The organism is Mycolicibacterium phocaicum, from assembly GCF_010731115.1.
In the GTDB taxonomy this organism is placed as follows: domain Bacteria; phylum Actinomycetota; class Actinomycetes; order Mycobacteriales; family Mycobacteriaceae; genus Mycobacterium; species Mycobacterium phocaicum.
The window spans coordinates 184974-196835 of record NZ_AP022616.1 but is presented as its reverse complement, the minus strand read 5'-3'; the positions used below and the strand labels follow the sequence as shown (position 1 = coordinate 196835).

Sequence of the window (11862 nt, the reverse complement as noted above, 5' to 3'; positions counted from 1 at the left end):
GCGCTCGCGCCCCCACCTCGCGTTGACCCTGAAACCAGGGCGGTCGCTACTCGCACAAATGCGCCGTAGCTACAGGGTCAACGGGTTCCGGCGATACCGCGGGCGATGAGTTTGGTCTCCAGGTACTCCTCGAACCCTGCCAGGCCCATCTCCCGGCCGATCCCGGACTGCTTGTAGCCGCCGAACGGCGCGTCGGGTGAGTACCAGACCCCACCGTTGACGTTGATGGTCCCGGTCCGCAGCCGTGACGCCACCCAGTCGACGCGGTCCTGATCGGCGCCGACCACCGCGCCCGACAGCCCGTACGGCGAGTCGTTGGCGATGCGCACGGCGTCGGCGTCACCGTCGTGGGCGATGACGGTGAGCACCGGGCCGAAGATCTCCTCGCGGGCCACGCGGGCATCGTTGGTGAGTCCGGCGATGACGGTCGGCTCGATGAAAAAGCCACTGGCTCGGTCTGCCGGCCGGCCGCCGCCGCACGCGAACCGGCCACCCTCCTCCAGCGCCAGCCGAAGGTAGCCCTCGACGCGGTCGCGCTGGCGCGCGGAGATCAGCGGACCGCACAGGGTCTTCGGATCGGTCGGGTCGCCAAAACCGATGCCGGACAAGGCTGTTGCCGCCGCGGCGACGGCCTCGTCGTATCGTGCGCGGGGCACCAGGAGCCGCGTGGTGAAGGCGCAGCCCTGCCCGGCGTGCATCGCGACACCGGCGGCCGCGGCGACACACGCCGCGGGCAGGTCAGCGTCGTCGAGCACGATGTAGGCCGACTTGCCGCCCAGTTCCAGGAACACCTTCTTGATGGTGTGCGAGGCGGCCACCATGACGGCCCGGCCGGTGGCCGTCGAGCCGGTGAACGACACCAGATCGACCCGGGGGTCCTCGGTGAGCTGCGCGCCGAGCGCATGATCGGCCGAAGTGACGACATTGACGACGCCGGCGGGAAAGTCGGTGCGCTCGTGGATGATCCGGCCGACCTCGGCGGCGCACCACGGGGTGTCGGGCGCTGCCTTGAGCACGACGGTGTTGCCGGCGGCGAGCGCCGGGCCGAGCTTGGCGAAGTTGATCTGGTGCGGGAAATTCCACGGCGTGACGGCACCGACGACGCCGCAGGGCTCGCGGACAACGGTGCGCCGCGTCGGCTTACCGAACGGCGTCGCCTCTCCGAGATCGGTTGTCCACTGGTAGTTTTCGGCGACATCGGCGACATAGCCCAGACCGTCGATCGGCGCTTGCAGGTGGCCGCCGTACGTCAGCGACACCGGCGCCCCGACCTCCGCGACGGTGATGGTCCGCAGGTGCTCGATCTCGTCGCCCAGCGCATCGCGCAACTGCCGCAGGCAGTGCACACGGAATGCGGTGTCGCGCGACCAGTCGGTGTCGTCGAATGCGGTGCGGGCCGCGGCGATGGCCCGGTCCATGTCGTCGCCGTCCGCGTGGGCGGCGTGGCCAAGCACCTCCTCGGTGGCCGGGTTGATCGTCGCGAATTCGCCGCCCCGGCCCGGCACCAGCTTCCCGTCGATCAGCAGGGCCGTGCTCATGTGATCACCAGCCCCTCAAGGGTTTCCGCTTCCCGCCAGGCGGCGAGGATGTCGGCATATTCGGTGGGGCTGCCGAAGAAGAAGCTGTCCTGGTTCAGCCTGTCGCTGGGCTGTCCCTCACGGTTGTAATAGCCGGGCGTGCAGGCCTCGCGCCGGCCGGAGATCACCACGGAGCGCGCCACCACATCGCGAACCCAGCTGTCCTCGGCGTCGGCCGAAGCCTCCACTTCCGCGATGTCATTCTTGAGCGACCACGCGATGACCCACGCGGTGTGCCGGGACTGCGTGTCGATCAGGTACGGAAAGTTCACCGTGAAGCCAGACTGCGCGATGCTGGCGATGAAGCAGTTCGGAAAACCGTTGACGTGCAACCCATGTAGCGTGCGCACCCCATCGGACCACTTGTCGGTCAACGTCTTTCCGTCGCGGCCGATCACCTCGAACCCGGTGCGCCGCGTGTAGTCGGTGCCGACCTCGAAGCCGGTGGCGAAAATCAGACAGTCCAATTGGTATTCGGTGCCGTCCACCACGACCCCGCGTGCGCTGATCTGCTCGACACCGCGGCCCCGGGTATCGACCAGGGTGACGTTGTCCCGGTTGAAGGTCTGCAGATACTCGTCGTGGAAACAGGGCCGCTTGCAGTAGTAGCCGTACCAGGGCTTGAGGCCCTCGGCAGTGGCCGGGTCGGTCACCAGCGCGTCGATGCGCGCCCGGATCTGCTCCATCTTGGCGAAGTCGGCCAGTTCCGCCGTCGACGCCTGCGGATCGGTGCCCTCTCTGGCGATCGGCATGGCTTTCGCCAGGCTGGTCCAGGCGTCGGCGACCAGATCCTCATCGGCCTGCCCACCGGCGGTGAGGATCTGGAAATTCTCGATGCGGCGCTGCTGCCAACCGGGTTCCAGCGCCGCCGCCCACTGCCGGTCGGTCGGTGCGTTGGCCCGCACGTCGACCGTCGACGGTGTCCGCTGGAACACGAACAACTCCCCGACGGCCGGTGCCAGCCGCGGCACACACTGAATCGCCGTCGCGCCGGTGCCGATGATGCCGACGCGTTTGTCGGCCAGATTTTCCAGGCCCGCGCCGGTATAGGCGTAGTCCCAGCGGCTGGTATGGAACGCATGGCCTGCGAACTCGGTGATGCCCTCGATCCCGGGCAGTTTGGGCTTCTGCAGGTAACCGTTGGCCATCGAGACGAACCGGGCCCGGATGGCGTCGCCGTGGTTGGTGGCGATCACCCACCGCGAATCGGACGGGTCCCAACGGATTTCCCGCACCTCGGTCTGCAGGCAGGCGTTGCGGTACAGGTCGTAGTGCCGGGCGATGGCCTGGCAGTGCGCGAAAATCTCGGCACCCTTGGCGTACTTCTCGGTCGGAACGTAGTCCAGTTCTTCCAGCAGCGGCATGTACACGTACGACTCGACGTCGCAGGCGATCCCCGGATACCGGTTCCAGTACCAGGTGCCGCCCACGTCGGCTGCCTTGTCGATCAGCCGGATATCGGCCACACCCAGTTCCCGCAGCCGGGCGCCGGTGAGCAGCCCGCCGAAGCCGGCTCCGATGATCGCGACGTCGACCTCGTCTGTGAGCGGCTCCCGGGTGAAACCCGGCTCGGCCCAAGGATCTTCACCGAACGCCGCGAACCGGCCGGCGATCTCTACGTACTGCCCGATGCCGTCGGACCGCAGCCGTCGCGCGCGCTCCTCGGCGTACCGCTGCCGCAGCGCGTCAGGGTCGAACGTCGTGCCGTCGCTGTCCGAACTCCCGCCATGCCTCATCGATGCATATTGGAACACGTTTCAGTTTCTGGCAAGGACCTTTCGCGCCGCGGCGGCGGCAAGCGATCAGTGCTCCGCCAGCCAGTCCTGCAGGCGGGTCGTGGCGATGGTGGCGTCAGCACCGGTGACCAGGCCCGTGTCGCCGACCTTCGTGCCGAAGTAGACGGCCGCCGGGTCGACCACGATCGGCAGGGTGCTGCCACTGTGCGCCTGGGCCAGCTCGGCCAGTCGGGCGAAGGTCATCTTCTCGGGTCCGCCGATATTGGTGATCCCGTCGATCGGTGCGGCCTGCGCCGCGCGGGCGACTTCGGCCGCAACGTCTTTGCCGGCCATCGGCTGGATGAGGCCTTCCGGCGCGCGCACGACGCCGTCGACGACCAGCGACGCCGTGATCGCCTCGGCGAATTCATGGAACTGCGTGGCCCGCACGATGGTGTAGTGCAACCCCGATCCGGTGATGATGCGTTCCTGGGCGACCTTGGCCCGCATGTAACCGCTGTCCGGCAGACCGTCGCAGTTCACGATGGACAAGGCGACGTAGTGGCCGACGCCCGCGTTCTTGGCGGCGGTCGTCAGGTTCGTCGCCGACTTGGTGAAGAAGTCGAGCACCGGGCCGTCGGAGAAGTCGGGTGAGTTGACGACGTCGACGAGTACATCGGTGCCGGCAAGAGCGTCGGCAAGGCCCGCTCCGGTGAGCACGTCAGCACCGGACTCACGGGAGGCGGCCACGGTCTCGTGGCCGGCGGCGCCCAGCAGCGCGACGACCTTCGAGCCGATCTGGCCGCTGGCCCCTATCACGGTGATCTTCATGAGACTGCCCTTTCATCTTTGATTTCTGTTGTGCTGCAGCAGCTCTGACAGCTGCGCAGCGGGTCATTGGTCGTGGAATACGAAGTTCTCGTTGAGTGGATTGCGCGGAATGTCCAGGTTGTTCGCCGGGAATCCCGGATCGGCATAGCCGATCGATATCCCGCACAGGATGGTGAGTTCCTCGGGGATGTCCAACTGTGCGCGCAGCACGTCCGGGTACAACGCAATCGAGACCTGCACGCAGCTGCCCACGCCCCGTTCTTCCAGCGCCAGCAGCAGGGTCTGCAGGAACATCCCCACACCGAGTGCATCGACGTCCCCGAAATCGCGATGCATGCACACCACTGCGGCAACCGGGGCGCCGAAGAACTCCCAGTTTCGCCTCCGAGCGGCCCAGCGGCCCTCCGCATCATCACGAGTGATTCCCATCGCGCCGTAGACCAGCGCTCCACTGTCTCGGCGCAGGTGCGCGAACCTCTGCGGCAGGCCGGCGGCGTCCATCGCCGGAGGCGTCGACTCGACGGCGGCGAGCAGCGCTTCGGACAGGCGGGCACGTGCCGCACCCGTAGCGAAGAACACGTGCCAGGGTTGGGTGTTGGAGTTCGACGGCGCTCGTACTGCCAGCGTCAGAGCTTCCTCGAGCAGCTCATGCGGGACGACCTTGTCCGGCAAGAACTTCCGCGCCGACCGCCGCGACCGGACGACGTCGCCGAACTCGGCCATCAGCGGACTCGACGATTCTTGCGGGCTTCGAGCTCGTCGTCGTCGACGACCACGAGCATCGGCATGTCCGGGTTGCAGACCATCGTGACGAGGTAGCGCACCGGGATGTCCGCGCGATTGTTGCCGTCCGAATAGTGGATGACGTCGCCCCCGGGCTCCCAGAACGCCTCCCCGGCCTTGACCACTCGTGGGGCCTCGCCTTCGAGCTCGAAGAGCATCTCCCCCTCCAGCACATAGCCGAACGCCGGTCCGCCGGGGTGCCTGTGCGGCGGGGCTCCGACCCCTCCCGGCGGCCATTCGATGATCACCGTCATCACGTGCGCGTCGGCCGGAATGAACGGCGGCGTGACGGTCTGGATGGTCGTGATGGCTTTGGCTATGTCGTCGGACGTGGCGAACATCGTTGCTCCTCAGTTGAATTCAGACGGACGGCCTGTCAATCAGCCTGCCCTGCACATTGCTTCGCCGGACCCTTGGAAGTCCGTAGTCGGTGGGTCACGAGATGTGAGCCAGGGCGACGCGCAGCCGTCGCCTGCCACGGGACACCCGGGACATGACGGTGCCGTGCGGAATCCCCAGAATCGCGGCAGTCTCGGCGTAGCTGTATCCCTCGATCTGGGACATGCTCACCCCTGTCGACGACGCGGAACTCGCCGCCCGCACGCACCTGCGGGTGGCCGGCTAGCGCGCCGAACCGGGTTGATGGTCCAAGTGCGCCAACGCGACACGCAACTGCCTGCGCCCACGCGACACCCGTGACATGACGGTGCCCATGGGCACGTCCATGAGTGCGGCGGTCTCGGCAAATGTGTACCCCTGGACCCCGACGTAGAACATCGCCATCCGGGCGCCTTCCGACAGCTCCGCGAGAGCTGCCTCGACGTCGTCGTCCGGCATGAAGTCGAGCACTTCCGCTTCGGCCGAACGGCGGACGGCCGACGGTTCATGGCCACCGGCGGTGATGATCTCGAGTGAGACCTCGGACGGGCGAGCTTCCCGATAGCGATGCCTGCTGATCCACCGGTTGTGCAGAATTCGGAAGAGCCACGCGTTCAGATTGGTGCCCTGGCGGAACGACGCGAAGCCCTGAAACGCGTGTAACAGCGTGTCCTGCAACAGATCTTCGGCGTCAGCCTCACAGCGCGTCAGCCGGCGGGCACCGCGGCCCAGAGCGTCGAGCAGCGGGACGGCCTCGATGACGAACCGGGCAGCAAGTTCGGAGTCCGGCACCGGCGCTGCCGTCACGATCGAAGCCTCCCCTCGCTCAACCGGTGGCGGTGATCTCGTCCCGCCGCATCCAGCCTCGTCGCACGGCGGCCGCAGGAGACCTTTGAAAGTCCGTAGTCGAAAACATGAATCCGTGGTGTGTGACGGCATGGATGACTTCGCTGATCGGTGCGCGTTCAACCCTGCGCAGGGGCAAATCCACTGCCGAACGACCAGAAGGAGACAACGTGAGCGTGGACAACATTTCCCACCTCGGTCAGACAGGGCTCGACGAATTGGTGCCGTCGCGCTACGCGGTGCAGGTCGGCGACATCGAGGTACTGGTGATCAGCGACGGCGTCCTGCCGATCACCGCATCGACGCTGGCCACCACCACCCCTCCGGCCGACCTGGCGGGCTGGTTGAACGACAACTTCCTGCCGCCGGAGATCATCGACTGGCCGCTGAACGTGGTCGTCGTCCGGAGCGGGGACCGGACCATCCTGGTCGACGCGGGGCTGGGCCTGGAGTTCCCGGACTTCCCCCGTGCCGGCCAGACCATCCATCGCCTCGAGGCTGCCGGCGTCGACCTCGGGTCCGTGACCGACGTCGTGCTGACCCACATGCACATGGATCATGTCGGTGGGCTGATCACCGACGGGGTCAAGGACCGGCTGCGGCCCGATCTGCGGGTGCACGCCGCCACCGCCGAAGCCGAGTTCTGGGAGGCACCGGACTTCTCGCGCACGGTCATGCCGCAGCCCATTCCGGACGTGCTGAAGCGGGTTGCTACGCAGTTCCTGAACGAATACCGTGGCCAACTGCGGACTTTCGAGGCGGACTACGAAATCGCACCGGGCGTGCTCATCTCCCGCACCGGCGGTCACACGCCCGGCCACAGTGTGGTCCGGCTGGAGTCCCGCGGCGAGAAGCTGATGTTCGCCGGCGATGCCGTGTTCGCTCCCGGGTTCGACAACCCCGAGTGGCAGAACGGCTTCGAGCACGACCCGGTGGAAGCGGCCCGCGTCCGCGGCGGCCTGCTGCGGGAGGTCGCGGCGACCCGATCGGCCCTGGTCGCCACACACCTGCCGTTCCCATCGGTGTGCCACGTGGCGGCGACCGGCGACACCTTCCGGTGTGTGCCTGCGTCCTGGGACTACTGACCGCTGACCACGAGAACGGCCCCCGGACATGTTGTCCGGGGGCCGTTTTCGGCGTGCTTCGGTGCGTTCAGGCCGCCGCGCCGCCGCCGTCGGCGTGCAACGTCGAGCCGGTGATGAAACTCGATCGCGGCGACGCCAGGAACAGCACCGCCTGCGCGATCTCTGCCGGCTGTGCGGTGCGGCCCAGCGGCAGCGCACGACCGAGTTCATCATTGGTGTCACCCCACTCGGCCACCACACCCTGCGTCGCCGTCGGCCCCGGCGCGACGCTGTTGACGCGAACCCCGCTCGGCCCGAATTCAGTTGCCCACGTGCGGGTCAACGATTCCAGCGCCGCCCTGGAGGCGCTGTAACTGGACGCCCCCGGCACCCCTTTGAACGCCACCATGGAGGTGACGTTGACGATGCTCCCGCGTCCGCGGCGCAGCATGCCCGGTACCAGTGCCGCCACCAGGAAGTAGGCGCCGCGCACGTTGGTGTCGAACGTCGACTCGAACGACGCGACGTCCTGCTCCACGGTGAGCGCCCCCGGAAAGCTGGCGGCGTTGTTGACGACGATGTCGACGTCACCGCATTGCGGGGCAAGGGATTTCACGGATTCCAGGTCGGCGAGATCGGCGGCGATGAACCGCACCCCGAGTTCGGCGGCCGCCGCGGCACCGCGGGCGGCCGAGCGTCCGGTGATGATCACCGTAGCGCCTTCGACGGCCAGCAGCCGCGCGGTCTCGAACCCGATGCCCGCGGTTCCCCCGGTCACGAGCGCGGTGAGTCCGGTCAGTTCCGTCATTGTTGCTCCTCACTTGATCCAGATCGGATCATCGGTTTGACACTCTTCGTCGCAGTACCTGCAGCCGGCGGCTGAAGCCAGGCAGCGATATTGGCGATGTAGTCCTTGAAGACCGCCAGTCGCGACGGGTCGTCCTTGATCTGTGTGCCGGGAACATCGGACACGAACGACGGTGCACCCGCGGCGAGATCCCAGTTGTAGTCGGCAAAGTGATGGAAGGTCGACTCGGCGATCGCGCGGCCCATCGGCCGGCCGTCCGGCGACCGTTCACCGTCGATCACGACGGCAAGATTGAAATGCCGGCCGGTCGCGGTGCTGCGACCCGTCGCAATAGCCTGGACGAGCGGACCTTTCGCGGACACCAGGCCCTCGTGCGGATGCGCGGGGAACCATTCGATGTGCCCGCTGGCTGTGCGGTTCGTCCGCAGCAGTTCGTGCGGCTCGCCGTCGACCAGCACCGGCTGATAATCGCCGTTGGCTCCGGAGTGGTAGTTGGGCCAGGAGATGTCCGGGTTGTCCTGGTCGTCGCACAGGTCGCCGGGATCGAGGGTCGGGTCGTGGAATTCGTTGACCACACCGAGGAATCCGAGGCGGTTCAGGCAACACCCGAGGTCCTGGTGATCGCGTGCGGTGAGTACGCCACCACCGCGCTCGCGAAACCGCCGGATGCCGTCGGCGTCGGCCGCCGTCAGCCCGTTACCGACGTCGACCGCCAGCAGCCACACCTGGTCGAAATCGAGCGCGTCCAGCCGGCTCAGCACCGGGTCGTCGGCAAGGCACGACCGGTTCCGTGCGGTCACGTGATGACCACACGCCCTCAGTTCGTCCGCCAACATCGAAAACCGGCTGACATCCCAATCGTCGGCGCACTCGGTGATCGTCGTCTGCAACAGGATGCGGGACACAGAAATCTTTTCCCTTCAAGGGTTTTCGCGGAATGCGCTCAGCATGACCGATCGCGCACCGCGGCGGACCCTTGGAAGTTCGTGGTCCGTGGTCCAGTTCAGCTTGAGGGGAAGAGCGTGCGCAGCTGTCGCCGCGACGTGATGCCGAGCTTGACGAAGACCTTGCGCAGATGCCATTCCACGGTGTGCGTGCTGATGAACAGCTGCGCACCGATCTCCTGGTTGGTCAGACCGCCGGCGGCAAGTTCGGCGATCTGGGCCTCCTGCGTCGTCAGCTCGTCACCGGAACTGACCGGCTCCTTGCGGACCTTCTTGCCGGCCGCGATCAGCTCGCGGCGGGTCCGCTCCGCGAACGCCTCGGCCCCCATGCGGTTGAACATCTCGAATGCCGTGCCGAGGTGCTCCCGCGCTGCCACGCGACGATTCAAGCGGCGCAGCCATTCTCCGTAACACAGATGAGCCCGGGCCAGGAGGAAGACGACACCGGTGCGCCCGAGCCGTTCGATGGCCTCGGCGTACAGGGCATCTGCGTCCTCGTCCTCCGCAACCAGGGCACGTACGTAGGCGAGTGCACCCAGCCCCCAGTCGGTGCCGCTGGTACCCGCACGAGCAGCCAGCCGCTGCGCGGCCCACCCCCCGGTTTCCTTGTCCCCGATGCGTGATGCGGCTTCGGCGAGCTCAACCAGACCCCAGCTGTAGAAGCCCAGATCGTCGTACTCGCAACAGTTCCTGGCCGCGGCGAAGGCTTCCGCGTAGCGCCCGAGTCCGTTGTAGAGCACAGCCGAAAGAAACCCCGTGACGCCGAGCACCCGGCCTTCGCCGCGTGCCGCCGCGTCGGCCGCTGCCGACTCGATGATGGACACCGCGTCACCCGCGACCCCACGAAACGCCGCCAGCGACAGCGAGTGGTACCGCAACGGGGCGTAGTCGGTCGCCGCCGAGATCACGGCGGCCTCGGCGATAAGCGCTGCCGCCGTGTCGAATTCGCCGGCAAGCAGATGCACTCCGGCACCGAAGGCCAGTGCGGACGGAAGCACGGCCAATGCACCGGCGTCGCGCGCCTGGCGGATCGCGGCGGTGGCCAGCAGCCGGTGGATGCCGTCGTCCCAAATCTCGCCGACGGCCGATTCCTGAACGATGGCCAGCCCCAACGGCATCCACCGCAGGAATTGCCCGTCGGCGTCCTGCGCGTGCCGGCAGATGAGCTCCAGCGCGGTGCGCATCTGTTCGGTACCACCACCGGTGACGATCCGGCTCGCCACGCCGCTCAGCAACAGATCCACCGGCCGGTGCAACTCCGCCGCATCGCCGAGGGCAGCGGCCGCGGCCGCGGCCACCTCCGGCAGCGTGTCGGGCCGGCTCAGCCGCCCGGCGTACATGGCGGCGGCGAGCGCCTCGAGATATGTCTCGCGGGCAAGTCCGTCATCGAGCGTCTCGAGATCTCTGGCCGCGGCAAGCAGCTTCTGCACGGCATCGCTCAGCGGAGGCACGCCCGGCCCGCCGCCTCGACTGCGGGCGAACTGCATCTGGGCCCGCAACCGATCCACTTGTGCCCGTTGCAGTTTCGTCAGCGGACCGAGTTCGGCGATCGCCAGGAGTTCGTACGCCGCCGCCGGTGCCGCCGCGTCGCGTTTGGCCTGTGCCGCCGCAAGCGCCCGGGCCGCACGCAGGGCCGGGTCCGCGGTCAGCACCGTCGCGCGTTCCAGGAAGGCCGCTGCCGCGGCGACGCCGCCCTTGCGCTGGGCCCGTCCGGCGGATCGCTCCAGATCCGCGGCCACCGTGTCGTCGGGCCCCGCTGCCGCGTGGGCGAAATGCCAGACGCGCCGGTCGGGGTCGTGCCGTGGATCCGTGGCCTCGGCCAGCGCCCGGTGGACCGATCGGCGCTGGTTCACATCGGCCGCACGGTAGACAGCCGAACGCATCAGCGGGTGGCTGAACCGAACCCGCGCGCCGAACTCGATCAATCCCGCCGCCTCGGCCGGCGCCAGCGCGCTGACGGACAGTCCCAAAATCGTTGCGGCCCGCTGGAACAGCGCGGCGTCCCCCACCGGGTCGGCGGCGGCGAGGAACAACAATTGCCGGGTGGCCGGTGGCAGCGCCTCGACACGACGCCGGTAGCTGTCCTCCACCTGGCTCGTCACACTGCGCCCGGTGCCCATGTTCCAGAACCCGCCCGCGAGTTCGGCGGCATGAACGCTGTGCGGAACCTCCAGCAGGGCCAGTGGGATGCCCCTCGTCTCGGCGACGAGACGGTCACGCACCCGCGGATCGACGCGACCCAGCAGCACCGAGTCCAGTAGATCCCTGGCATCGGCATCCGACAGACCCGTCACCGCCAGTTCCGGCAGGGTCCCCAGCGCCTGCGCTCCGGCGTCGCGGGTCGCGAACAGCAGCACGACGGGCTCGGCGAGGAACCGCCGCGCGACAAAGGCGAGAGTCTGCACCGACACCTGATCGAGCCACTGCGCGTCGTCGACCACACACAACAGCGGCTGATCGTCGGTGGCGGCCGCCAGCAGGCTCAGCACCGCGAGCCCCACCAGGAAGCGGTCCGGCGCCGCCCCGGCGCCGCGACCGAAGGCCACGTCCAGTGCTTCACGCTGCGGCGTCGGCAACTCGTCGAGGTGATGCAGCAGCGGCGCGCACAGTTGCTGCAGGCCGGCGTAGGCCAGCTCCATGTCTGACTCGACGCCCGTCACGTGGACACAGCGAAAGCCGTCGGCGACGTCCATCGCATGCCGCAGCAGCGCGGTCTTGCCGACCCCCGCCTCACCGCGCAGGACCAGCACCTGACTGCTGCCCGACCGCGCGGCCGACAACAGGCCGCGCAGCGTCGTGATCTCTCTATCGCGGCCGCGCAAGACCGGCCCACGATCCTGGCTCGACATCGGCATCACCGTATCCATTTGCTGTCCGTACTCGCATCCGGACGCAAAAGTGCCCCGGAACCGAAGT

At 67.9% G+C, this 11862-nt stretch carries 11 protein-coding genes; 1 reads left to right on the top strand and 10 read right to left on the bottom strand.

The annotated features are described in order from the left end of the window. Positions 1-77 precede the first annotated feature (77 nt). The 7 genes from G6N46_RS00960 to G6N46_RS00930 form a co-directional block, all read right to left on the bottom strand. Positions 78-1538: an aldehyde dehydrogenase gene (locus tag G6N46_RS00960; RefSeq protein ID WP_138249789.1), complete on the bottom strand. Its 1461-nt coding sequence runs from the start codon at positions 1536-1538 to the stop codon at positions 78-80. Beyond that, positions 1535-3313 carry a flavin-containing monooxygenase gene (locus G6N46_RS00955; RefSeq protein WP_138249790.1) on the bottom strand — a complete coding sequence of 593 codons (1779 nt, stop codon included), beginning with the start codon at positions 3311-3313 and terminating at the stop codon, positions 1535-1537. Before G6N46_RS00955 ends, G6N46_RS00960 begins: the two co-directional genes overlap by 4 nt. 66 nt (positions 3314-3379) lie before the next feature. Beyond that, positions 3380-4123: an SDR family oxidoreductase gene (locus G6N46_RS00950; RefSeq protein WP_073694151.1), complete on the bottom strand. Its 744-nt coding sequence runs from the start codon at positions 4121-4123 to the stop codon at positions 3380-3382. 63 nt (positions 4124-4186) lie between these two features. Continuing rightward, positions 4187-4846, bottom strand: coding sequence for a nitroreductase (locus G6N46_RS00945; protein ID WP_073694150.1), 660 nt, complete (start codon positions 4844-4846; stop codon positions 4187-4189). Then, positions 4846-5247 (bottom strand): cupin domain-containing protein, encoded by a 402-nt coding sequence (locus G6N46_RS00940; protein WP_073694149.1) that lies wholly within the window; start codon positions 5245-5247, stop codon positions 4846-4848. The genes G6N46_RS00945 and G6N46_RS00940 overlap by 1 nt, the downstream gene beginning before the upstream one ends. A gap of 94 nt (positions 5248-5341) precedes the next feature. Then, positions 5342-5470, bottom strand: a complete 129-nt coding sequence (locus G6N46_RS00935; RefSeq protein ID WP_083611967.1) for a sigma factor-like helix-turn-helix DNA-binding protein — start codon at positions 5468-5470, stop codon at positions 5342-5344. A 57-nt stretch (positions 5471-5527) separates the two neighbouring features. Next, complete coding sequence (locus G6N46_RS00930) at positions 5528-6091, bottom strand: sigma-70 family RNA polymerase sigma factor (protein ID WP_138249791.1); 564 nt, start codon at positions 6089-6091, stop codon at positions 5528-5530. A gap of 209 nt (positions 6092-6300) precedes the next feature. Between G6N46_RS00930 and G6N46_RS00925 the strand changes: the two genes are divergently transcribed. Beyond that, a complete protein-coding gene (locus G6N46_RS00925; protein WP_073694278.1) occupies positions 6301-7215 on the top strand; it encodes an MBL fold metallo-hydrolase in 915 nt (304 codons plus the stop codon). Between the two features lie 67 nt (positions 7216-7282). Here the strand turns inward: G6N46_RS00925 and G6N46_RS00920 are convergent, their stop codons facing one another. From G6N46_RS00920 to G6N46_RS00910, 3 genes are all read right to left on the bottom strand, one after another. Beyond that, entirely contained in the window at positions 7283-8002 is a 720-nt protein-coding gene (locus G6N46_RS00920; RefSeq protein ID WP_138249792.1) for an SDR family NAD(P)-dependent oxidoreductase, read from the bottom strand. Next, entirely contained in the window at positions 7999-8907 is a 909-nt protein-coding gene (locus G6N46_RS00915) for a hypothetical protein (RefSeq protein WP_234880705.1), read from the bottom strand. Before G6N46_RS00915 ends, G6N46_RS00920 begins: the two co-directional genes overlap by 4 nt. A 98-nt stretch (positions 8908-9005) precedes the next feature. Then, complete coding sequence (locus G6N46_RS00910) at positions 9006-11795, bottom strand: helix-turn-helix transcriptional regulator (protein ID WP_138249793.1); 2790 nt, start codon at positions 11793-11795, stop codon at positions 9006-9008. Between the last annotated feature and the right edge of the window lie 67 nt (positions 11796-11862).